Origin of the sequence: Halorubrum miltondacostae (assembly GCF_041379815.1) — an archaeon.
Classification (GTDB): Archaea; Halobacteriota; Halobacteria; order Halobacteriales; family Haloferacaceae; genus Halorubrum; species Halorubrum miltondacostae.
Map to the genome: position 1 here is coordinate 128,155 of NZ_JBEDNY010000005.1, position 22,489 is coordinate 150,643.

The 22,489-nt window shown below is 57.9% G+C and carries 20 protein-coding genes; 14 read left to right on the forward strand and 6 right to left on the reverse strand.

The window, feature by feature from the left end:
• Nucleotides 1-117: 117 nt before the first annotated feature.
• The 4 genes from ABNG04_RS14030 to ABNG04_RS14045 all read left to right on the forward strand — a co-directional run bounded on the left by ABNG04_RS14030 (nucleotide 118) and on the right by ABNG04_RS14045 (nucleotide 3,936).
• Complete coding sequence (locus ABNG04_RS14030; RefSeq protein ID WP_371163017.1) at nucleotides 118-936, forward strand: ParA family protein; 819 nt, start codon at nucleotides 118-120, stop codon at nucleotides 934-936.
• Nucleotides 933-1,340: a DUF8160 family protein gene (locus ABNG04_RS14035; RefSeq protein ID WP_371163018.1), complete on the forward strand. Its 408-nt coding sequence runs from the start codon at nucleotides 933-935 to the stop codon at nucleotides 1,338-1,340. Before ABNG04_RS14030 ends, ABNG04_RS14035 begins: the two co-directional genes overlap by 4 nt.
• 438 nt (nucleotides 1,341-1,778) lie before the next feature.
• A complete protein-coding gene (locus ABNG04_RS14040; protein ID WP_371163019.1) occupies nucleotides 1,779-3,080 on the forward strand; it encodes a site-specific integrase in 1,302 nt (433 codons plus the stop codon).
• A gap of 337 nt (nucleotides 3,081-3,417) precedes the next feature.
• Nucleotides 3,418-3,936, forward strand: coding sequence for a hypothetical protein (locus ABNG04_RS14045; protein ID WP_371163020.1), 519 nt, complete (start codon nucleotides 3,418-3,420; stop codon nucleotides 3,934-3,936).
• Nucleotides 3,937-4,076: 140 nt separating this feature from the next.
• Here ABNG04_RS14045 and ABNG04_RS14050 read toward each other — a convergent pair whose 3' ends face one another.
• Nucleotides 4,077-4,262, reverse strand: a complete 186-nt coding sequence (locus ABNG04_RS14050) for a hypothetical protein (RefSeq protein ID WP_371163021.1) — start codon at nucleotides 4,260-4,262, stop codon at nucleotides 4,077-4,079.
• 150 nt (nucleotides 4,263-4,412) lie between these two features.
• Between ABNG04_RS14050 and ABNG04_RS14055 the strand changes: the two genes are divergently transcribed.
• Both ABNG04_RS14055 and ABNG04_RS14060 read left to right on the forward strand, forming a co-directional pair.
• Nucleotides 4,413-4,700: a hypothetical protein gene (locus ABNG04_RS14055; RefSeq protein WP_371163022.1), complete on the forward strand. Its 288-nt coding sequence runs from the start codon at nucleotides 4,413-4,415 to the stop codon at nucleotides 4,698-4,700.
• Nucleotides 4,701-4,716: 16 nt separating this feature from the next.
• Entirely contained in the window at nucleotides 4,717-5,625 is a 909-nt protein-coding gene (locus tag ABNG04_RS14060) for a CHAD domain-containing protein (RefSeq protein WP_371163023.1), read from the forward strand.
• A gap of 68 nt (nucleotides 5,626-5,693) precedes the next feature.
• Here the strand turns inward: ABNG04_RS14060 and ABNG04_RS14065 are convergent, their stop codons facing one another.
• Complete coding sequence (locus ABNG04_RS14065) at nucleotides 5,694-6,725, reverse strand: PAS domain-containing sensor histidine kinase (RefSeq protein WP_371163024.1); 1,032 nt, start codon at nucleotides 6,723-6,725, stop codon at nucleotides 5,694-5,696.
• Nucleotides 6,726-7,084: 359 nt separating this feature from the next.
• On the opposite strand from ABNG04_RS14065, the gene ABNG04_RS18065 reads away from it, so the two are divergent.
• The 3 genes from ABNG04_RS18065 to ppk1 all read left to right on the forward strand — a co-directional run bounded on the left by ABNG04_RS18065 (nucleotide 7,085) and on the right by ppk1 (nucleotide 11,521).
• Entirely contained in the window at nucleotides 7,085-7,303 is a 219-nt protein-coding gene (locus ABNG04_RS18065; RefSeq protein WP_445972121.1) for a DUF7511 domain-containing protein, read from the forward strand.
• A 169-nt stretch (nucleotides 7,304-7,472) separates the two neighbouring features.
• Nucleotides 7,473-8,345, forward strand: a complete 873-nt coding sequence (locus ABNG04_RS14070) for a hypothetical protein (RefSeq protein ID WP_371163111.1) — start codon at nucleotides 7,473-7,475, stop codon at nucleotides 8,343-8,345.
• 797 nt (nucleotides 8,346-9,142) lie between these two features.
• Nucleotides 9,143-11,521, forward strand: a complete 2,379-nt coding sequence (gene ppk1 / locus ABNG04_RS14075; protein WP_371163025.1) for a polyphosphate kinase 1 — start codon at nucleotides 9,143-9,145, stop codon at nucleotides 11,519-11,521.
• Nucleotides 11,522-11,527: 6 nt separating this feature from the next.
• Here ppk1 and ABNG04_RS14080 read toward each other — a convergent pair whose 3' ends face one another.
• Together ABNG04_RS14080 and ABNG04_RS14085 are read right to left on the reverse strand one after the other, a co-directional pair.
• On the reverse strand, nucleotides 11,528-12,487 hold the full coding sequence (locus ABNG04_RS14080; protein ID WP_371163026.1) for a metallophosphoesterase family protein: 960 nt from the start codon (nucleotides 12,485-12,487) through the stop codon (nucleotides 11,528-11,530).
• Nucleotides 12,484-12,957, reverse strand: coding sequence for a DUF7529 family protein (locus ABNG04_RS14085; RefSeq protein WP_371163027.1), 474 nt, complete (start codon nucleotides 12,955-12,957; stop codon nucleotides 12,484-12,486). Before ABNG04_RS14085 ends, ABNG04_RS14080 begins: the two co-directional genes overlap by 4 nt.
• 154 nt (nucleotides 12,958-13,111) lie before the next feature.
• Between ABNG04_RS14085 and ABNG04_RS14090 the strand changes: the two genes are divergently transcribed.
• The 5 genes from ABNG04_RS14090 to ABNG04_RS14110 all read left to right on the forward strand — a co-directional run bounded on the left by ABNG04_RS14090 (nucleotide 13,112) and on the right by ABNG04_RS14110 (nucleotide 20,290).
• Nucleotides 13,112-15,001: an ABC transporter substrate-binding protein gene (locus ABNG04_RS14090; RefSeq protein ID WP_371163028.1), complete on the forward strand. Its 1,890-nt coding sequence runs from the start codon at nucleotides 13,112-13,114 to the stop codon at nucleotides 14,999-15,001.
• Between the two features lie 122 nt (nucleotides 15,002-15,123).
• Nucleotides 15,124-16,143 carry an ABC transporter permease gene (locus tag ABNG04_RS14095; protein ID WP_371163029.1) on the forward strand — a complete coding sequence of 340 codons (1,020 nt, stop codon included), beginning with the start codon at nucleotides 15,124-15,126 and terminating at the stop codon, nucleotides 16,141-16,143.
• Nucleotides 16,144-17,634 carry an ABC transporter permease gene (locus ABNG04_RS14100; protein ID WP_371163030.1) on the forward strand — a complete coding sequence of 497 codons (1,491 nt, stop codon included), beginning with the start codon at nucleotides 16,144-16,146 and terminating at the stop codon, nucleotides 17,632-17,634.
• Nucleotides 17,631-18,731, forward strand: a complete 1,101-nt coding sequence (locus ABNG04_RS14105; RefSeq protein ID WP_371163031.1) for an ABC transporter ATP-binding protein — start codon at nucleotides 17,631-17,633, stop codon at nucleotides 18,729-18,731. Before ABNG04_RS14100 ends, ABNG04_RS14105 begins: the two co-directional genes overlap by 4 nt.
• Nucleotides 18,728-20,290 (forward strand): ABC transporter ATP-binding protein, encoded by a 1,563-nt coding sequence (locus ABNG04_RS14110; protein WP_371163032.1) that lies wholly within the window; start codon nucleotides 18,728-18,730, stop codon nucleotides 20,288-20,290. Before ABNG04_RS14105 ends, ABNG04_RS14110 begins: the two co-directional genes overlap by 4 nt.
• Here the strand turns inward: ABNG04_RS14110 and ABNG04_RS14115 are convergent.
• Together ABNG04_RS14115 and ABNG04_RS14120 are read right to left on the reverse strand one after the other, a co-directional pair.
• A complete protein-coding gene (locus tag ABNG04_RS14115) occupies nucleotides 20,188-20,868 on the reverse strand; it encodes a recombinase family protein (RefSeq protein WP_371163033.1) in 681 nt (226 codons plus the stop codon). The two genes, ABNG04_RS14110 and ABNG04_RS14115, sit on opposite strands and share 103 nt — an antisense overlap.
• Nucleotides 20,869-21,116: 248 nt before the next feature.
• The gene (locus ABNG04_RS14120) at nucleotides 21,117-22,316 is read right to left on the reverse strand and encodes a HEAT repeat domain-containing protein (RefSeq protein ID WP_371163034.1); all 1,200 of its coding nucleotides are present in this window, start codon (nucleotides 22,314-22,316) and stop codon (nucleotides 21,117-21,119) included.
• Between the last annotated feature and the right edge of the window lie 173 nt (nucleotides 22,317-22,489).

Genomic DNA, 22,489 nt, shown 5'->3' on the forward strand with positions numbered 1-22,489 from the left:
CGAACAGTTGGTTTTAAGATCGTAGTAATCCTCTCACCGAGTGAAACCACCTCACCGAACGCACCGAACTAAACGAGCAAAACGAACGAAACGAACACAACGAGAGAAACGAAGATAATGACCGACACCAATACCGCACGAATCACGGTGGCGAATCAGAAGGGAGGCGCGGGGAAGACAACTGACGTTATTCATGCTGGCGGCGCACTCTCTGCCCGAGGCCACGACGTTCTCTTGGTCGATATCGACTATCACGGAGGGCTCACCTGCTCGCTGGGCTACGACGATCTGTACTACGATACCGACCGGACAACGCTGTTCGATGTCCTCGACTTCGACCAGATGGAGTCGGTGAACGACATCATCGTCGAACACGAGGAATTTGATATCCTTCCCGCCAGCGAGAAGCTCGCGAACAACAAAAATATCCAGACCCTGCTTGAGGCGCCGAAGAGTCGCGAGCGGTTGGAGATGACTCTCGACGAACTCGAGAAGGACTACGACTACATCATCGTCGATACGCCGCCATCCCTGAACGTCCTCACCGACAACGCCCTCGTCGCGACCGGCAACGTCGTGATCCCCGTCATTCCCGAGAAGCTCAACGCCAACAGCCTCCAGATTTTCGCGAAGCAGCTGAGCTCTCTCGAACAGGCCTACGGAGACATCAATCGGCTCGCGATTGTCTGTAACCGTGTCGAGCAGAACGCCGAACACCGCGACACCATCGAGGAGATCAAGTCGGCGTATTCCCTCCCCGTGTTCGAGATCCCGAAGCGGACCGATCTCTCCCAGTCGATTGGCAAGGGGGTGTCTGTCTTCGGATTCGGTAAGGAGAACCAGCGGGTCGAAGATACACGCGACCTGTTCAACGAGATCGCCGACCTGTTTGACGAGACGTTTGAGAAGACCGCGCCTGAGGAGGTGAAAGCATGAGCGACGGCTGGGGTGATGCTTCCGGTATCGAGGGCAACTACGAAGAGGAGGACGATGAGACAGATTCCGGCGAAACGACTGAGGTGAGTGAAACGGTGGAAACCAGTTCATCGACCGAGACGACCGAATCGACTTCAACGAGTGAAACGAACAAAACGAGCAAAACGAAGACAAATATCAAGGACGAGTGGAACGGGCGAACGATCTACATTCCCGACGATGTCCTCGACGAGATGGAGGATACCTACCTCGAGTCCCAGCTGAAGCTCCGCAAGGCGGGGCAGGACGAGTTCAAGAAGAATCGCCATTTCTACCCGCTACTCGTGCAGTTCGGTGTAGAAGCGCTCTCTGAGGCGGATGCTAAGAAAATCCAAGCCCGGCTTTCGGAATTAAGCGAAGAGTGACCCCGCTTCGGAATGAAACTAGATCATAAACATGACCGTTCGTCTCTATAAGTTACCACGACTCAAACTGATCTTTTAGGAACTAGATTGCCTGACCGCGACGGATCCGCATGGAAACAGACGAGGTGTTCGAGTTATTGGCGGACAAGGTCTAATTCCATATAGCGATATATTATTTATGCGCTGTCCCGATCGAAGTACATGGGCTCTCGCGGCTGAAATCAGGCCATAATCTCTCAGAAACACGAATATCAGGCCAACTATTTTACTTTGTCTTATCTCGGTAAGACAGAGTAAACTCTTAGTGACCCCCACCCGTGGGCTCAACTGAGTCAATTCCAGAATTATGGCCAGCCCTTCCTTCAATGTCCGTTCCAGCCGGCTCGCCGGTGCTAGAGCGGCGTTTCGACTATCCAATCCCTACACCCAGCGAGTTCAATGACGGGTCGCCGCTCCGTGGAAACCCCGATCGACGACACATTTAGCAAATACCTCACGGACAAGGGGAAAGGCGACGTCGGCGAGCAAGGGGCGTATCGAACTGATGCCGAGCGGGAGCTCCGACGTTTCCATCGGTGGTGTTTCGGTCAGACAGCTGACCCGGCGAACGCCTCGCCGCTGGAGTCCTGGGCGGGCGTCGTCGACGGGGATACCGTTCGGTTCGAGGACCTCGACACGACGGTCTTCTCAGACTACGCCCGCTACCTCTCGACGTCTGGGTACGCTGCTGGGACCGTCCTCACCTATTACGCACATATCGCGTCGTGGTGTGGATGGTCGCACGCACAAGGGTATATTCCACGCCACTACGCTAGGGAGTCGGACGCCGAGGATCCGCTCCCCGAGAACGATGGCCGGCGACCAGGTGACCAGCAGTCGTGGGAACCAATCCACCGCGACCTGATCACTCAGTTCGTCGACCGCCGTGTTTCCGAGGCGTTCGACGCGCTCGGCGCGATCGATGTTCCCCAAGCCGAACACGGTGATCCGGAAAGCGAAATCTGGCAGACCAAACAACGGGCCCGGTTCGATGCCTACCAACGCTGTCGTGAGCAAGCACTCGTGTACGTCGTCGCTTATACGGGCCTGCGCGGCTCGGAGTTCCTTTCGGCCCCGAAAGAGGACCGTGAGGGCCGTAACGGGATTCGATGGCGTGACGTGTCGTTCGCGGACAGCAGCGTGACGGTATTCCGGAAAGGTCGCGAGTGGAAGGAGGCCTCCCTCCCTGACCCTGTGATTACGCCGCTGCGTCGGTACGCTGAGGTGCTGGATGTCCCGAAGTCGTGGCCAGTGTTTACGACACTACACCGGCCATCGCTCGCTTCACACGTCACTGAGGGCCTTGCCGAATGCGGTCTTGATGACGACGCGATCGAGCGCATTCGTGGTGCGGTTCCCGACCTAGTCGTCGCCGCCGAACACGACCTGACTGCGCCGAAACCACTCACCACCGAGGGGGCCCGCTCGATCATGGACCGGCTATGGAATCATGAGAGCCTAGTGGAGCGACGGGACGAACTGGACCTCACACTCGATGGTAACTACCTCGAGCTCCACGGTGGGCGTCGGGGTGTCGGGGAGGTTCTTGTTCGGCAGTTCGGCTACGCCGCTACAGCCCGGTATCTCGACAATAGTGAAGAACAGGTCCGAGAGGCGTACCAGCACATCGAGGCGGCTGAACGCGCAGACATGGCGACTGAGGCGTTCTCACAGACCGATCAGCGGGTAAATGATCGGTAGCGCTCACAAGGCATTAATCCGTAACATCTCCTCAGTAGTTGCGCTGAATACCAAAGGACGGAGTTAGTGCTGTGGGTGGTTCCTTTCTACATATCTTCTGAACCAACTGACAGAATCTGGCCCCTTATTAAGCAGAAACGGTGTGAACGACCAGAAGAAGCATGTAATAATAAACATACTGGCAGTCCAAGCATTGGTGGCTGGGTTGCTCTGTTGAAACCAATAGATCGTGATACGTTCTCTCTAAGTCTGCTCAGTACAGTTGCTGTACCCGCTCTGTTATACACGATCAGACCAAACAGATGGTATGTCTAACTCGCGTCGGACTCGTCCCCGTGTGTCGCGCTACGAGGTCGGCGCGGGCACTGTCGCCGCTGGTACGGCGTTGGTTGCGGCCGTCCTCTATGTTCCCGTGCTACGGTTTCTTGATATACTGTATACAGGATTACCGCGTACCACCGAGCTGTACTTTTTCCTCTATTTTGGGCTGATATTCTACGCGTTAATTCTTGCTCCACTCGTGGCACTGATCGCTGGAACAGTAGTATGGAGATGCGTGGTTTCCCCCTCGTCAAGCCCGACAAGGGGTGCGATTGCCAGTGTCGCCTCGGCAGTCGTGACGATGCTTCTCGTCCCACTACTATTCAGCCTGCTTATACTCGCGCGAGAGTATATCAGGGCTGCGTGGTGGACTCCCGAAACCTATCAGATTTTCATTAGTACGTCGCAGCTGCTCGTCGTTGTTACATACGGTGGACTCCTCTACTGGAGTCTACGGGCTGGAGTGATACTCATGCCACTCAGCGTCATCGCCGGCTGGACGTACCAACGGAGACACCAGCACCGGAAACTGTGAACAGCTATCGGAATGATATTGCCGAGTCAAAACATCGCGGTTCTACCTTCGGATCTAAATCAGAACAGAAGTCTCGATATCGGCGGCAACGGCCCGGTTAAGGGTAGTATTAATTCATACTGGCAGATCGTGTTTTGTGTTCACTTCGTATGAGTCAAATTTGCGTTTTCGTCGGTAGCAATCTTGAACAAGTCAGCATAGTGGTATAGCGAATCGCTCATCGGACTGAGTTGGTGGACATTTGCTGCGACCTGCTCTATTGCGTCGGACTGGTCGTCGATCCCGTTCAAGATTTGTTCAATTGGTGTGGTAATCTCTTCGCTCATACTAACTGCGTTATCAACGACAGTGCTAACGGCTTCGGCATTCGAATCCCGTCATATACATGTTATGTATATCAGACATGAATTTATATGCTATATTTACGCATATATGAGCATATATACTTATACAAGTGCGCATGGTAATTCTCGTGGATGAATCGATATGAGGAGTTTTTCGACAAACCTGGATCTTGGGATTTTGAAGTCCGAGAGTACCGAGATGATCTCAACACCATTGTCCCGACAAATATGCCTCCTGATCCAAACCCACAAGAAGCCTACCGCACAGCAGTCTTTCTCGAAGGGTTCATACAAGAACACCGAAGCACGGGGACGTGGTCCAACGACGCAATTGAACAGTTCGACTCTTTCGATTCAACCGCCGAGGTTGAATCAGTCGCAAGAGCTCTCAGAGAGATTGCAAGCCGCATTGAACAATAGCCCCGGTTTGTGATCCATGGAATACACACTACAGCCCAACGAACGCGTCTCGGACGGTATCAAGCGAATTATTGACGGGAAAATCAAACGAGCCATCGATCACATCGACAAGAACAACGACCACCACGAAACGGTTCATGAGGTCCGAAAACGGTGTAAAGAGATCCGAGCAGCCCTTCGGCTTGTCAGACCGGTCCTGCCGACATACAAACAGGAAAACGTCCATTATCGGGACGCGGCACGTCGTATCTCTACAATCCGCGATGCCCACGCCGCTATCGAGACGTTTGATGAACGTCTCAAACCCGCTGTGCAAGAGCGTAACGAATTAGACGAGAAGACGCTCGCTGACATCCGGACAACGTTACTTGAGCGGCGTGACACAATGGCAGTCGAGCAGAACATAGAGCAGCGACTAAACGCAGTCCGGACAGATCTGATCGAGGGGCGTAGACGTGTTGATGACCTCCCTATCGCAACGGAAGGCTATGATGCGGTTGCTGGTGGGCTTCGGAAGTCCTACAAGCGAGCTCGCAACCGCATGATAGAGGCGTATAACGACCCGGAGTTCGAACGATTTCACGAATGGCGGAAGAGAATCAAATATCACCGCTACCACACCCGATTGCTGCGGCGCGTATGGGTTGGACCGATGAAGCAGCGTCGAGCAGAACTCAAAGATCTGTCGGATATCATCGGATACGAAAACGACTTAGCGGAGATCGCCATGACAATCCACGACGAAGAACTATTTGCCATGGGGACCAGAGAAACACTACATCAAATAATCACTGCGAAGCGGTCTGAATACCATCGCAAAGGCCGGCCGCTAGGTGAGCGCCTCTTTACAGAAGACCCTGATCAGTTAGTGGATCGTATCGGTGCCTACTGGAAGGCGACACACGAGTACGACTCTGATCTGTGACCATCCAGCAGCGATCGAGGGGTACCATCCATTCAGCAAGATCAGACGGTTGTCGCCGAACGTAAAAGTCACTTAGGTGGCAGCAGCAAGCAGACGGCGTTTCCCCCAGAATCTCGTGACTCGAACGATACCTCGCCGCCGAGCGACTCGACACACCACTTCATCACAAACAGGCCGATTCCAGAGCCGTGAGACGTGCTCGTGGTGACAGTCGGCGAATTTAGCGCGGCGATCTCCTCAGCCGGGATCGGCGAATTCGCGTCTTCGATACGGATCTCCGTGCGACCGGTGTTCGGCGAAGGGCCGACCGTTATCTCGACGACCGGTGACTCATTACTGCTGTGGACAACGGCGTTTTCGACGGCGTGTGCGAGTGCGTACTCAAACGCCTCGTTGATGTCGATCCGCATCCGCTCTCGTTCTGTGACCCGGATATCAGCGTCGGGGTGTTCGGCACTGACCCGATTCGCGACATCTCGCACAGCGCTCATAGCGGACACGCGGACAGTGCTCTTCTTTGAGTCGGTTACTGCGTCTTCGATTTGTCTCACAGACGTCGCGATGTTGCCGAGCTTTTCGCCTCTGGACCGAATAGTCGAGATGACCTTCTTGAACGGTTCGCTCTCGGGGTCTTTCATGGCCTGCTCTGCGCATCCGATAATAACTGCGGCCTCGTTCCGAAGGTTGTGCCGAAGGATGCGCCAGAACAGCTCCGCCCGATGGTGGGTGTCGTAGTGTTGCGTGATATCCCGGACCTCCACGTGGACACAGCGGTCGGCTGTCGGACGCTGTCGCGAAGTGAACACTTGGATCCAAATGAGTTCGCCGTCCGCTCGCTTCGCCCGCCACATAAACTGCTGCGGGTTTCCGTTGGCGGCTGCGGAGAGTCGATCGTGGAACTCGGACTCGGTGTGCGGATAGGTGTTCGCCGTGTATTCGGCTACTGAGAGCTCACGCAGTTGGTTTGGAGTGTAACCGAGTATTTCTTCTAGTCGCGCGTTCGCGTCGAGAACGGTCCCGGAGACGGCGTCGTAGATCGCCACACCAGTGTGGAGCGTATCGAGTACCGGTGACAGCGTCTCGCATTCCCGAGAGGACATACAGCCGGAGATTTCACCGCGATACGGTTTTTGTTGCTATGAGTGATATATATCACTCCGTACGAGATCAGCGGCCGGACAGGCGTCCTCTGTTCAGGGGGAAATCGAATTTGTATCAAACCGCTCATGACATGATCGGCCATCTCCCAAGTCCTGTCCGGGGCCACGTCGCAGTCTAATTATTTCAGTTTAAAAGACCACAATTTAAACATTGGAGAGAACTTGTCTTTGCCGAGCGAGAACGGGAACGACTGACTGGTCACGACGAGTATATATCCCACCGGTCGGCTTCTGACGCGTCCGTTCACCTATTATAAGCGTTCAAGCGCAGGCTGCCGAATAGTCCGAACGAGTAACAAATGACAACGGATATCAACCGGAGGTCAAGCAACGATGAGACGACCGGACAGAAATCGGTGAGCCCCGCGTCCACCGGTCTGGTACATCAGGTCGACAGGCGGCCGTCGGGTCCCGATCGGGTCACGGTGTTCCCAGCGGAGGCAACCGATGATGAGCGGCTGTCGACGTGGGTGACGGTGGACGTCGACTCCGTCATCAAGCCCGAATGCTTCCGATAACCGCCCGGATGTACCGCGACCACAGCGGGCGAGGCGGTCAAGAGGCCCGACGGTGCCGGCCCGCGTCGAATCCGGTGCCCCGGTCGACACGGACTCGGATGTTTCGCCCGCCGCCGAGTCGGACGCCTCTACCGGTAAGGAACAAATCCGAGGTGGTCCGTCGGTGGGCATAAAACGACGGGAACTCCTCAACAAAACGCTGGACCGAGTCGCGCTCGGGGCCGTCGCTTCCTCGGTCGTCGAACTATCTGATCTGTGGTCTGCGGCGCTGTCTCTTTCTGCGAGTGAGCCGACGCGGCCGACACCCATCAACGCGAGAGATCCGACTACTCGGGAACGGACTGCGGACGGCTACGCCATGACGTACGAGTGGACGGGCCCGTCCGGACGTGAGTGGCATCTGGAGTTCCCGATTGAGCGGTCCGCGTACAGAGAAGCGGCCGATGAGGCGAACGGATATCTGAGAGGCTTCAAAGCGGCGAAGGCAAGTGCTCATGCTGAGCGGCTCACGGAGGCGCTCGCCAGCGCGAGCGCGACGGGCAAGTATACTCGGCGGTCGCTCCCTGAGTCGGTCCTTCTAGACGGGGCGATCGGACTCGTACACTCGCTCGAATACGCGACGGATGCGGAATCGATAGGAGCGCCGGACTACATCCGAACCGTCGAGGAGACGCTCGTTGATGGCTGTGGTGACTGCGAGGACCTCACGTATCTGCTGGTCGGGATGCTTTCGCAGCCGGCGTTCGGCTACCGGACCGCGATGGTGATCCTTCCCGGCCACATGCTGGCGGGCGTTCACAGAGACGACCTCCCGGCGGCCTACGCCGACGCACCCACCCTTCCGGGAGGAACGCACGTCGCAATAGAGTGCACTACGTCTCGCCCGATTGGTGAGTTCAAAGACGAGCCCGTGCTAGCGGTGTACGGTGACGGCGTCGAATACATCGATCGGTCGGCGATCACCGACACAGGCGAAGACTTCCTCCAAGACCCGACGCAGTTTCAGACGATTGCCGACGCGTCGGCGAAGCGCCCCCAGTGACCCGAGCAACCGTGGTCAACAACCCCACCTTACCTCGCTCAGTCTATCGACTTCGCTCGGTGGGAGAAATTTTTATCCGTAAACTTAGCCTCGAACACGGGCAAGTAGACGGTGAATTTGCCACTCGGCGTCACCGTTCCAGAGTTCAAAGTGAGTTGTATACGGACGGTTTCACCGGCGTCAATTATCTCGGGACGTGGAGACTGAGTGTAGCAAATATATTGAACTCCAAACTATTATATATTGATATATACGACTATTAATGGGGATTCTTGTAGTTAGCGTAGCCTAAATAAAGTATGGAATCGGCTGTGCTTCTCAGGTGTCCAGTTTGTGACGCTGTTCGCGCACTCGAAGGGCGACGAAGCGAGTACTCGAAAGAGGATCTACATGCTCGCGTGAAGCCGCATTTAGGTAGGCACGATCTCAACGAGCCCAAAATGGCGATTCGAAAGTACGGGATCATTTCTAACGCTACTGAGATTGTCATTCCCTCGGAGACTCACCAGCGACTTCCGGTCGAGGAGTGGACGGAACGCGACGACGCATGGCTTCCCGATGGTGCCCTGTCCGGTGGCGAAGGGTCTCTGTCAGCACCCGAACCGTCAGCTGAGATCTCGTCCCGCTAACTCGATGTCGAAGGGTAACCGATCACAACAAGGTGAATCCGAAAAATGAGTACTACTCTCTCATTTGTAAGGTGCTGTTTCTGCTGATTCAGAGATGATAGGAAGCGTTCAGTTTGACAGATACAGGAGCCGACTCACGGTATCAACTCTCTTTACGCGGGTGATTCTGTGACCGACAGAGACCTCACGGACCCAGAGTACTACCTCAACAGAGAACTCTCCGAACTGGCATTTCAGGAGCGAGTTCTTCGAGAGGGAATGGACGATCGGAATCTGCCGCTCGAACGGCTCCGATTTCTCGCGTTCTTCACGAAAAACACTGACGAGTTCTTCATGAAGCGCGTCGGCGGACTCAAACAGCAGATCGACGCCGGTGTGACGAAGACGACGCCTGATGGACGGACACCGAAGGAGCAGTGGGTCGAAGTGCTCGACACCGCACGCCCACTCTTTGCGCAGCAGTCGAAATACTGGCAGTCCGTTCTCAAACCGACGCTCGCCGACGAAGGGATCGAGATCTGTACCCCTGACGAGTTATCCGAAGGAGATCAAGAACAGCTACGGACGCACTTCGAGGAGTCTATCTTGCCGACACTGACGCCGCTCGCGTTCGACCCCGCTCACCCGTTCCCGTTCATTTCCAACCTCTCGCTGTCGCTCGCTGTGCTCTCGTCGAATGGGGGTGACGAGCCGACATTCACCCGGATCAAGATTCCGCCGAATCAACCCCGCCTCATCAGCGTTTCTGGCGAGGCTGACAGATACGTTCTCATCGAAGACCTCATCGAACGTAATCTCGACCTGTTGCTCCCCGATCTCGACATCTGTGATGTATCGAAATTCAAGGTGACTCGGAACGCCGAGGTGCGGCGAAACGAAGAGGTCGCCGAAGACCTCGTCGATATGGTCGAAGAGGTTATCGAACAGCGACGCTTCGCAACGGTGGTTCGGCTAGAAGTCGACGCCGATATGCCCGACGGGTCGCTGGCGATTCTCAAAGATCAGCTCGAGGTAGACGACCGAGAAGTGTTCCACCGGGAGGGACCGATCGACTTCGAGGACTTCTTTGAACTCATCGATCTCGATCGTCCCGACCTCAAGCCTCCTGCGTGGTCACCCAAGCCCCATCCGCGACTGAGCTCGCTAACGAGTGGCACCAGAGACGAAAAGAAAAGTATCTTCGATGAGATTAAAAATGGAGATATACTCGCGCATCACCCGTATCACTCGTTCGAGGGGACGGTTCAGCGGTTCCTCAAGGCGGCGGCGACCGATCCCGACGTGCTCGCCGTGAAAGCGGCCATCTATCGGACGGCGAGCGACTCGAAGGTCATTCAAAGTCTCATCAACGCCGCCGACAACGGCAAGCAGGTAGCGGTAATGGTCGAACTCAAGGCTCGATTCGACGAGGAGAACAACCTCGAATGGGTTCGGCAACTCGAAGAGGAGGGCATCCACGTCGCCTACGGGACTGTGGGGTTGAAGACCCACACGAAGACGGCGCTCGTTGTGCGCCAAGAGGACGACGGCGTTCAGCTCTACTCGCACATCGGCACTGGCAATTACCACTCTGGGACCGCGAAAGGGTATTCCGACTTGGGGTTGTTGACAGCCGATCGCGATATTGGGTTCGATCTCACGAAGGTGTTCAACTTCTTTACTGGACCGACACTCGATGACCGCTTCCGGAAGCTCTTGATTGCACCCGTCACGATGCGTGAGCGGTTCACGGAGATGATCAGACGAGAAGCCGAGCATGCTCGTGCTGGTCAGCGGGCACGGATTGTGGTCAAAATAAACGGGCTTGAAGACCCGTCGATGGTCGAGGAACTCTATCGTGCTTCGATGGCCGGCGTCGAAATCGATTTGATCGTTCGAGATATCTGCCGGCTTCGTCCCGGTATTGAAGAGCTAAGCGAGAATATCTCCGTCCACTCGATTGTCGGCCGGTTCCTCGAACACGCTCGGATATTTTACTTCGAGAACGGAGGCAATCCTGAGTGGTACATCGGCTCCGCCGATTGGATGACCCGGAATCTTGACTATCGAGTAGAAGCGGTCACGCCGGTCGAAGACACGCAACTGCGCGAACAGCTCCGGTTCATATTGGAGGCGTCACTAACAGATAACCGCCGTCGATGGGTAATGCAAAGCGACGGAACCTACGAAGCGGTCTCTTCCGACGACGACCCGGTTCGAGACATCCAAAAGATACTGATGACAGCGACGGAAGCAGCACTTGACAACGGCTACGGTCCTGGAATGATCGTCAATACGAATCTGATCGAGGAAGCGCTTCTCGTTGAGGATGTCACGGAGATAGAGACAGACGCTCGATCCGAGGTGTCGGACGAAGCCGATCTGGATACCGATGAAAAACAGACTCACTCGGATGGGGGAGCGTCCGTGTTCGATATGTACTCCGATCACTGGTACCGTCCTGATAGCGAGACGTACGACTGGGCTGTTCGGACAGCGGAGGGCGACCGACGATACTTCAAAACGCGCGACGGAGCACGGAACCGTCTTCAGACTGAGTACAAGTGACTACGTTCATCGTTCAGGAGACTGCTCGGACGATCCGACGAGTGGGAAAGAAGCGAGGCGGGCCGCCGCGATCGCAGTGAGGCCGGCGCTCGTAGGTGAAGCGGTCGTCCGCTCGTGATGGCCGTATTCGAGACCGTGCGCGTCCGCGACCGGTATCTGACGAATCGTCGTCCCCGTCGGCCCGATCGTACAGCTCAGGTACGCCTGTGGGAACGAGCAAGTGGTCGGTGCCGCGATCTCTCTCACGCCACGATATGTTCCCGTTGCCGGCAGGTGGTAATGTCCCGTGACGACCAGTTCGACGTCCCCGTTCGCGAGCACGTCCGCGAACGGCTCAGGGTCTTCCATAACTGGCGGAAGGTGCATCTCTGGGTCGATCGACTGGTGGGCGGCAATCTGGTCGCTGATCGGGGGAAAGTTGTGATGGGCCAAGACGACTGTCGGTCGCCCCGGGTCAAGCGCGTCGGTAAGCCACTCACGTGTGTCTCGAGTCACGCGTCCGTTATGCGATTCTAGAAGTCGGTCGGCTGTGCCAGCAGTGTTGACGCCGACGATGTCGACCCCTTCCGTTGACAGCTTATACGGCAGCTTTCCCGGTGTGTATTTGCTGATGAACCGCTGTACCGACGGCGTCTCGTGTTCGTCGCCGGCCTTCGGGACATCATGATTACCTGGAACGGCGTAGAACGGACATTCGAGGTCCGCAAGCGCTGAATCGACAGCGCGGTAATTCCACGGTTCACCGTCCTTTGTGAGATCACCCGGCGAGAGAACGAGATCGAACTCCCGGCCGCGGATGTCGTCAATCGCCGCGGTAAAGTGCTGGAGGGTTTTTTCAAGCAGCTTCGACGTTCCGGTCGCTTCTGTCGCCACATGCGGGTCAGCCACGATTGCGATTCGTGTCAGTTCCCCGCGCGGCTCGGGTAACCGCGCAAGCACCTGACCCGGGTGGGTATCACCACTCATTTATTGATGGGAACGACGGCGGCTGGATTGCTGTGACGAAACGAACAGACTGTCGTCCCGTCAAGCAGTTGGACGTGCGAGTAGATCTCGTCTCTATCCTGAACGGCTCTTAGAAGTTTATCCGCGTGGGTGAGATCAACGGCCCCGACCAGCAACACCGCCTTCTCGCGCTGTTGATCAAATATGCGGGTCAACACGAACAGCGTGTCCCCCTGCCGTCGGTTGTACACTTCGTACTCAGTGAACTCGCCTGTTGAGACGCGTGACTGCAGCGCGTCCGCATCGGACTGCCCGATAACGTACACCAGTCCAAATCGGTCGGTTTCACCATCGGCGGGGGCTTCCGGAATTACCTGCGCAGCGCGGGCTGTTGTCACCTCGCACCCGTCCATGCGGAGTGTGTCCGCCATCTCGCTGGCTGTACTCAGCGTCGTTTCCCATCCTGTGGTCTGGGACCGCTCTGTGTTCACGAATTGATGTCCTCCGCGAACAATAAAATACGTTTTCGTGTAATAAATGATATACTTAGAGATTAATGTTACTATGTAGGCCTCACGTGGGTCACATATCAGTTTAGGATAATAATATAAATGTTCTTTATACTAAACAAATTCAAAAAATATGATGTCGGATTCGAATACACGACGTGGGTTCCTGACGATTGCTGGGACGGGTGCGGTCACTGCGCTTGCCGGATGTCAGGGAGAGCCTCCGGAGTCGAACACATCCGAATCTACCGATGACGGACAGTCGGGAGGCACCACTGAGAGTGAGACAACGAACTCCGCTAGCGGGCCGAGCGATACACTGCGACTGATGTCGTCCGGTCCGATCCAGTCACTTGACCCGATCAACGCGAAGGGATCAGGTGCCGGGTTCAGCCAATACGGGGAGTCGCTGTTTACTTTTCCCGATGGACAGTATCCCCCTGAACCGGCGCTCGTCACGAACTATGAAATGTCTGACGACGGATTGACGTACACGTTCGATCTCAAGGAAGGAGTCCAGTTCCATGACGGGACAGAACTGACTGCTTCTGATGTCGTGTATTCGTACCGCCGTCTCGCAGGTTCAAGCAACTCCCGAAATCGGGACGACATCATCGGTGACACGATGACGATCGAACACGAGAAGGACACCTCCGGCGACGAAACCACACTTGAAGACTACGTCTCCGGTTCGCTCGCTGTTGAAGCTGTCGACGACTACACGTTCGAGATGACCCTCCGATCGCCGTTCGAGTTCACTCTCTCGCAAATCGCTGGCGGCGCGTTCGCAGTCTTACCCGAGGGGTCAGTGGGTGACATTGAAGGATACGATGGCGAGTATGCGTACAACGAGTTCTTCAGCACGGAGAATGACGGGCCAGAATACGCCGGTCTCGGGGCCTTCGCCATCGATTCGTGGGTGAAAGGCAACGAGCTCAGCTTGACGGCGTTTGACGAGTACCACGGCACGCCCGCAGAAATCAACGAGATCACCTACGCGATCATCAGCGACGGCAACACGCGGCTGGACCGATTCCGGAATGGAAACGCGGACATCCTCGACGGCATGCCGACGGCTTCTTTCAGCCCGGACAACGTTTCGATAGAATCCCAAGAGGGCAACCGTTCTGTCGGCACCTACACGCTCAACGATGGCACGACGGTCAACTATGGCGAGGTGCCAGCCCTTCAGACGGAGTATATAGTGTTTAACACCCTCGAAGTGCCGCTTCCCGTGCGCAAAGCGTTCGCGTATGCGATGAACCAGCACGACATCGCAGAAAACGTATATAAAGGGAACGCGACGCCGGGCTACCATATTACGCCGCCTGCACCGTACCCCACATTCGAGGACGGGGTGTCTGGCTCCGAGACGTACACCCGCCACGCGGAAGAGGGCTATGAGTCGAACACCGAGTTTGGTGTTGACGGCTATCCCTACGGGTACGGCGAGACGCGACTCGATGACGCGACCAGCGTGATGGAAGAGGCGGGATACGGTGACAACAACCGAGTGACGGTCACCGCGACAACAATCGCCGGCAACAGCGCGTACGCGTCGGTGTTCACTCGACTTCAGTCGAAGCTCCGGCCGGCATATATCGACATCGAGATCGAGGAAGCCGAGTTCGGTACCATCATCAGCCGCGCTGTCTCCGGAGATATGGAGGTATTCGCGCTCGGCGATGGGATGGAGTACCCGGGGCCGCAGAACTTCCTCCGCTTCCTGTGGGGGAGCAACCCCGGTTCGCAGTTCACTCGGTGGGGTGCTGAGGGGAGCTACTACGATGAGGAGGTTCGTAATCTCGCCATCGACGCTTGGGAGTCGAACTACGCCGCCGAAGACGCGACAGCGGCCTCACGCAACGAGGCGTTCCAGACGATCGAAGAGGTCAATTGGGCGTCCGTTCAGGAGCTGCCAACCGTCCACCCCACAGTCCAGCGGTTCTGGCATACCGGCGTCGACATCCCGATGTACGGCGTCATGGAAGATCAGACCCTCAACGGTCTCACGCTGTCGCGGTAACCATCAAGAGCCACAGTTTATGTGCTCCTCTCGAGCGTTCCGATCGACCGCTGTTCAGCCGCGCGGCCACAACGATAGGTCTCAACGACAGACGGACACGTGTCGCATGATGGTGCGATAAAATGGGGCGCGGACTGTACCTGCTCAAGCGAGTAGTGATGAGCATTCCCGTGGTCTGGATAGGGACCTCGATGACGTGGTTCATCATTTTCATGGGGCCTGTCGACCCGACGTCGCGGCTGCTCAGCGAGGGCCAACTCCGGGATCCAGCCGCGTACGAAGCGGCACAACAGCAGCTCGGATTGGATCGCCCGCCGCTCGAACACTACATTGACTGGATCTCAAGTCTTGTCGTGTTCGACCTCGGCCAGACGTGGCTCTTGTATCAGGGCTCGAACGTGAACGCACTCATCCTCGATTTCCTCCCCCAGACGCTATGGCTTGGCTTCTGGTCAGTGGTGATTGCGATCTTCGTTGGGATTCCGCTCGGCTTCTACGCCGGGTTACACTCGAACTCGCTGTCCGATTACACGGCGTCGATGGGCGGTATCGTCTGGCGAGCTATGCCGAACTTCTGGCTAGCGATCATGCTGCTCGCGGTGCTGGCCAGTACGGGGGCGGTAATCGGCATCGAGTGGCAATCGGTGTTGATTCCACTTGACGCGTTGACCGGCAGCCCGGACCTCTCGCGGCTCACCACGGTTGACGGCTTCCTCGCTGCGGTGAAGAAGGTCTTGCCCGCTGCGGTCGTCCTCGGCTCGGCCTCAATGGGAAATGAGATGCGTATCGGCCGGACAGCCGTCTTAGAGGTCCGAAACGAAGACTACGTCGACCTCGCAAAGGCGAAAGGAGTTTCCGACCGGTCGCTCGTGTGGAAGCATATCTTCCGTAACGCCCTCGTCCCGCTGGTACCGATCATCACGAGCGAGGCGTTTCTCCTCATTGGTGGGAGCGTACTCGTTGAGACGGTGTTCGGGATCAACGGCATCGGTTGGCTGTTCTTCCGAGCGGCCATCCAGGGCGACCTCCCGCTCGTTGGCACGCTAATGTACGTGTTCATCCTCATGATCGTCGGGATAAACCTCGTCCAAGATGTCCTGTACACGCTTATTGACCCGCGCGTTGCGCTGGAGAACTCATAAATGACTGATGTAGAAAATTCAACCGGAGTCGGTAGGAGTACTGACACCACCGATCATCGTCGCCGTCGCACCCGAGATAACACACTTCGCGGTCGGCCGCCCGTTGTATGGCTCGTGGTCGGTGCCGTACTACTCGGGCTCCAAGTGGGGGCGCTCGCTTCCTTCGTCGCCGGCCTACTCGCGGATTCCGTCGCTGTCTTTGCCGGCGGCGGCCCGCTCGGGACGGTCACGACGCTTCTTCAGGCGACAGAGTCGACCGCACAGTCACTCCCCACTCTGCTCTCACGCGATCTTGTCTCCAACCAAGGGTACTGGAATGGGAATCGCTGGGTTGGGACGTTCCTCGGGCTCGAACCGGCTGCCGCGTGGGGAGTTCGAGTCGGGCTCGTGTACCTGTACGCCTTCGCCGTCGCGGGATGGGCCGTCGTCGGATACCGCCTCTACCGGACTCGCTACCGCGTTGCCGACTGGACGCCACGCGACGACGTGATCGGTCGCCTTCGGTCGCACAGTTGGGGCATCTTCGGCCTAATCGTCGTGTTCATGTTTATCGTGATGGCGGTGTTCGCCCCGACTCTCGGCCCGACGACTGTCGAGGAAAACATGCGCAACTCTTACGAGCACGAACTCGACTACTGGAACGCGGACACCGGCGAAGTTGAGACCGTCCTCGTTGGCGAAGCGAACCTCAATTCGCAATCCCGTGGGAGCAACGCAGAACGCGTCCTACCATTCCAGTACGATGACTACAACCGGTTCCATCCATTCGGGACACTTCCGAATGGACGCGATCTATTCACATTTATCGCTGCCGGATCGCGTATTTCACTGGTGATCGGACTCGTCTCTGTCGGTCTCAGCGCGAGCGTCGCGGCGTCGCTTGCGATGATCTCCGCCTATTACAAGAATCGAGTCGACCTTGGGGCAGTCCTAGTCTCTGACGCCATCATGGCGATGCCCCAGCTGTTGCTGTTGATCATGCTGACGAGCGTCCTCAGCAACACGTGGTTGAACGACATCTACAGCGGCGGCTTCCTGTTGGCGATCATATTCGCCTTCACCGGCTGGACGTACATGTGGCGGTCCCTCCGTGGTCCGGCGCTCCAAGTCGCCGGCCGTCAGTGGGTCGACGCCGCAAAGGGGTTCGGTCAGCGTCCCCGGACGATCATGCGAAAACATATCCTTCCGTACATCACCGGTTACTTGCTGATCTACGGCTCAATGACGCTCGGCGGAGCAATCATTTCGATCGCCGGACTATCTTATCTGGGGCTGGGCGTCGCGCCGCCGACCCCGGAGTGGGGTCGCGCGATCAATCTCGGACAAGACTACGTCCGAACCGGCTCGTGGCACATCTCGCTGATCCCCGGGCTGTTGATTACTCTCGTCGTCACTGGGTTCAATGCCCTTGGTGACGGCGTTCGTGACGCAATCGACCCGCAGTCGGACGCCGAGACAGCCGGGCAGGCCGGGCGCGGAGGTGGAGCGTGAGCGAACCGCCGCTGCTGGCCGTTGAGGACCTCGTCGTCGAATTTACGACGGAGCGCGAGGTAATCCGCGCCGTTGACGGGATCGGCTTCGAGATCCGCGCCGGCGAGACGGTCGGGCTGGTCGGCGAGTCCGGCTCCGGAAAGTCGGTCACCGCGAGAGCCGTTCTCGGCCTGCTGTCCTCGCCCGGGCAGATCAAGCGCGGGGAGATCCGACTCCAAGGGACGGAGCTAACGACGAGCGGCTGGGACGGCCATCGCGGGACAATTTCGATCGTCTTCCAAGACCCGGCCAACTCGCTCAACCCCGTGTACACGGTCGGCGACCAGATCACGGAGGCGCTCCGGATCCATCAGGGGCTCCGCGGGCAAGCGGCGACGACCCGTGCCGTCAAGTTGCTCGAAGACGTCGGAATTCCAGACGCGACCGCTCGCGTCGACGAGTATCCCCACCAGCTGTCGGGCGGGATGCAACAGCGCGTCGTGATCGCGATCGCGTTGGCCTGTGACCCGGACATCTTGGTCTGTGACGAGCCGACGACAGCGTTGGACGTCACCATCCAAGCGCAGATCCTCGACCTGTTGGCGGACCTCCAACGCGACGACGACCTCGGGATCCTGTTCATCACGCACGACATGGGCGTCATCGAGGACGCGACCGATCGTGTCAACGTGATCTACGCGGGCGAAATCGTCGAGCGAGCCCCGACAGACGTCCTGTTCGATCGGCCGGCGCATCCGTACACGCGGGCGCTGTTGGACAGCATCCCCGGACGGACTCCGCCCGACGCACAGCTCCCGACGATCGACGGCGAAGTCCCGACGCCGACCGGTCCGGCCTCGCACTGTCGGTTCGCACCGCGGTGCCCGGAGGCGTTCGCGGCGTGTGAAGACACCGCCCCGACGCACGTCTCCATCGACACCGGCGGAGGCGGCTCCTCGTCGGCATCGCCCCGGGACGCGTCTGCCGGGCGCGCTACCGAACGATCCTCGAACCGGGACGCCGTCGATGACGAATCGGCGGCGCCCCAGACGACCCAGTCGGCGGCGTGTCTCCTGTACGAAGACTCGACAGCACACCAGCAGACCGATTCACAATGACTCGTGACCCGCTCGTAAGCGTCGAAAACCTCTCGACCTACTACGAAGACGATAGTCTGATCGGCGCCCAGCCCCCAGTAAAAGCCGTTGACGATGTCAGCTTTACCATCGAGCGCGGGGAGACACTCGGGCTCGTCGGCGAGTCGGGCTGTGGAAAGACGACTCTCGGACGGACGCTTTTAGGCCTGCTGGACGCTACCGACGGCCGGTTCACCGTCGATGGGACCGATATCACCGCGCTATCGGGCGAGCAGCGCCGAGACTGGCGAACGCGGATCGGCATGGTGTTTCAGGACCCGGCAGAGAGCCTCAACGACCGGATGACTGTCGGCGAGATCGTCCAGGAACCGCTCTCGGCGCACGACTGGCCGACGTTCTCGGTCGCGGTCCGCGGCGGTGAGGCCGCGCTCGCCGGCGACGCAACCGAGGCGAGTGCCACGGACTCTCCAGCGCTTACGATAGATATCAGCGGTGACGCGCCGAGGGTTGAGATCCGGGAGACGCTTCCACTATACCGAGATGAGGTGACCGTCTCGGTCAACGAGCCGACAGCAACCGACGCGAGCGCCCCCGCGACCGTCACCGTTGACGTCGATCCGTCGCGCGCGGAGCTGCGTCGCGAGCGAGCGTTCCGACTGTTAGACAGGGTTGGACTCGCTGAGGAGCACTTCTATCGCTATCCTCACCAGTTCTCGGGTGGGCAGCGCCAGCGAGTGGGGATCGCCCGTGCGCTTGCCTTAGAGCCCGAGTTCCTCGTGTTAGACGAACCTGTGAGCGCGCTCGATGTCTCCGTCCAAGCGCGGATCATCAACCTGCTCGAAGAGCTACAGGAGACGCTCGGGCTGACGTACCTCTTTATTGCGCACGACCTGAGCGTCGTCCGCCACATCGCTGACCGCGTCGCGGTCATGTACCTCGGCAACATCGTCGAGATCGGCCCGACGACGAACGTATACCAGTCGCCACAACACCCGTACACCGTCTCGCTCCTCTCCGCGATCCCCGGGAGCGGGTCGCCGTGGGAGGGCGAGCGCGTCACGCTCCCCGGAACGCCGCCGAGCCCGCGGACGCCGCCCGAGGGGTGCCCGCTCGCCACCCGGTGTCCGGCGAAGATCCGGCCCGACGACTGGTCGTTGTCGCCGGCGGCGTGGAAGGCGATCGACGCGGTCCAGGCGGTCCTCTACCGCCGCGCCGGTGAGTCCCAGCCGGTAGTGGGATCGCTCGCCCGACGACTTGGCCTCCGCGACGGCGACGAGTTCGAAGCCACCGTCGAGGAACTGCTCAACGACGTGACACTGCCTCGTGACGCGCACGCGGTCGTCGACGATGTGGTCGGGCTCGCGGCGGCGGGAGAGACCGATGCGGCCATCGAACGGTTCAATTCGACGTTCGGCTCGGTGTGTGAGACGGTCCACCCGAACGCGACTCAACACGCCGAAAGCTGGCACAGCGCGTGTCACCGCCATGACGACGAGTACGCCGACGTCGGGGAGACGATTGGGTCCCGCGATCGACCGCCGGTCTCCGTGATGTCGACCGACGACCCGCTCGACCAGTAAGGGGTGACTGCCTCGGGATGTACTCCCGTGACGTCAGACTCGCACCACAGGCGAAATCGAGGTGTTAGCGGATCTGGGCGGTGTGGTGTGACCGGAGAAGCGGTATCGAAAATCGCGGGGAAGCGTCGGTATCGATAGAACGCTACAGAGCGCTGTTGATACCTCGTTGGTGGGTTTCGTGTGGAGGATCCGCTCGATTGTACCGACATTCGCTGACCGCTGGACGGCCCCACGGCGCGACTCCCGGTCCACTTTCCGGCAGGCTGTGTGGCACGGACTCCCGATCGGATTCGTTGGAGCTTTTGCTGGTGTTCTATCTGGGCGAGGTCGCCCATCAATCGAGCGACCATGCTGTATATTGTCTGCTGGAGCTGGCCGTCGTCGACGTGAATCTTCAGGGCGACGTCGAGAGCTTCAACGCCGGTGTCGTGTTCCAAGCAGTGCTGGATGAATTCGTGAATCTCAGTCGGGCCGAGGCGAGAAAGTCGGCTGATTTCGTGAACGATTACGAGGTCAAACCGTCCCGTTTCGCCATCGTCGAGGAGTTGGTTGTAGGCCTCGCGAGTGTCGGTGTACAAATTAAGGGCCCACTTCTAATTCAAATTTCGGCTCTACTACCCCAAACCCCCACCACTAGAGGCACCGACTAAAAAAGCGACATAGTAGACAATACGCGGTAGTTAGAGCACGCTGTTGACATTCTAGGGTAGCCGTGTCGTCTAAAATCGGCGAGTGGTTTCGTCATACTCTCCAACACGGAGATCTCTGAATCGCAACGCTGCCGGTGTACAGAGGCAATATCGGTGGGGTGCCTCCATGCTACATCTCAATTCTCAATATTATCTACGGCTAACGCGGCGACTGACCGGACGTCGCCGGCGGGATCGGTTGCTGCGACTTCTCGCAACGCGTCGACGGCCTCTGTCGCGTTAATGTAATTGAGCGCCCAGCAGGCGTTGAACCGTGTCCGGTCTAAGTCATCCTCAAGCACGGCGAGTAATTCCTCTGAAGCCGGGCGTACCGCATCGGGATGTTCTGCTGCGACCCGGGCCAAAATTGCGACTGCGTTCTGGCGCACCTGCGCATCATCGTCGGCTAGTAACCCAATTGCGTCTGGAGCCCACGGCTTGACTTCTGTTGGATACTCACCCGCGATATCAGCCAGTACCCCAGCCGCGTTTGATCGGAGCGCCAACCCTTCATGTGAAAGTAACTCGCCGGCCGTAGGGACTACTTCGACAGTCATGTCCGGATGCTCCTTGCTGAGGTGCCCGATTGCGGTCAGTATCCAGACGTGTGCGCGTCCAGGCTCCGTCTCTAAGAATACCTCTAATTTCGGGACGACATCAATCAATGCGTCGGGCTGTGATCGACCGATCGCAGCCAGAATGCGTGCGACATCATTCGTGTTCGCAGATTCAGCTCGCAGGCGTGTCGCAAGCGCTGGCACAGCAGCTGTGACAGCACTCGCATCGTGCTCAGCAAACATCGCGAGAAACGGTACTGCTTCGTTCCACAGCAACGAATGTGTCCCAGAATTAAGCAGCGCCACTGCTGGGTCGACTGCTGGGTGAGTGCGCTCCGGGTCTGACTCACCAATTGTTGTGAGAACGTTGAGTGCCTCGCCTTGTACCGCAGGCGGACTGGTGGCGAGTAACTCGACCATCGGTTCGACGGCCGCGGCACACGCAGCAGGCGCTACCGCTGTCATCGGGGCGAGATGCGCAAGCGCCACGCGGCGTTGCTTCCCGGATGATGATTTGACTTTTCTCAAAACTTCATCGAGCCGTTCCGGATCCGGTGTCTCAGGAATCTGGTCGAAATCAGCTTGCGTGTACGTGTTCCCGGCTCGGTCAACGAGACTGTACTCAGTTAGATTCTGGTCCGGCCGGACCGACATATCAGACAGTTTCAGCCGGTTCGTGTGTCTCAGCGGCATCACCCTCTCGTCCGGTGGCTTCAGCATATCCCACTCGACTGTTTGATACCCGACCTCCGGCGTCGCTTTTGCCAATGGATTCTTCATGCGTTCACAACCATGGTAGGCCCCCTCGCGTTCGCGACTGGGAGTTACTACGTGTTTATCATCGTTAGTAGGTGTTTCGCTGGGGCGGATCAGTTTGTTGAGACTGATAAAATATCGTCTAAGATTTCGCGTAGCACAGGCGACTCGATATCATATTCAGGTTCACACCGAAT

Coding starts and splice junctions, on each gene's coding strand:
- ABNG04_RS14090 (WP_371163028.1), top strand. CDS start 13,112: ATGTCGGATTCGAATACACGACGTGGGTTCCTGACGATTGCTGGGACG.
- ABNG04_RS14035 (WP_371163018.1), top strand. CDS start 933: ATGAGCGACGGCTGGGGTGATGCTTCCGGTATCGAGGGCAACTACGAA.
- ABNG04_RS14100 (WP_371163030.1), top strand. CDS start 16,144: ATGACTGATGTAGAAAATTCAACCGGAGTCGGTAGGAGTACTGACACC.
- ABNG04_RS14095 (WP_371163029.1), top strand. CDS start 15,124: ATGGGGCGCGGACTGTACCTGCTCAAGCGAGTAGTGATGAGCATTCCC.
- ABNG04_RS14110 (WP_371163032.1), top strand. CDS start 18,728: ATGACTCGTGACCCGCTCGTAAGCGTCGAAAACCTCTCGACCTACTAC.
- ABNG04_RS14040 (WP_371163019.1), top strand. CDS start 1,779: ATGACGGGTCGCCGCTCCGTGGAAACCCCGATCGACGACACATTTAGC.
- ABNG04_RS14030 (WP_371163017.1), top strand. CDS start 118: ATGACCGACACCAATACCGCACGAATCACGGTGGCGAATCAGAAGGGA.
- ABNG04_RS14055 (WP_371163022.1), top strand. CDS start 4,413: ATGAATCGATATGAGGAGTTTTTCGACAAACCTGGATCTTGGGATTTT.
- ABNG04_RS14050 (WP_371163021.1), bottom strand. CDS start 4,262: ATGAGCGAAGAGATTACCACACCAATTGAACAAATCTTGAACGGGATC.
- ABNG04_RS14065 (WP_371163024.1), bottom strand. CDS start 6,725: ATGTCCTCTCGGGAATGCGAGACGCTGTCACCGGTACTCGATACGCTC.
- ABNG04_RS14080 (WP_371163026.1), bottom strand. CDS start 12,487: ATGAGTGGTGATACCCACCCGGGTCAGGTGCTTGCGCGGTTACCCGAG.
- ABNG04_RS18065 (WP_445972121.1), top strand. CDS start 7,085: ATGACAACGGATATCAACCGGAGGTCAAGCAACGATGAGACGACCGGA.
- ABNG04_RS14120 (WP_371163034.1), bottom strand. CDS start 22,316: ATGAAGAATCCATTGGCAAAAGCGACGCCGGAGGTCGGGTATCAAACA.
- ABNG04_RS14060 (WP_371163023.1), top strand. CDS start 4,717: ATGGAATACACACTACAGCCCAACGAACGCGTCTCGGACGGTATCAAG.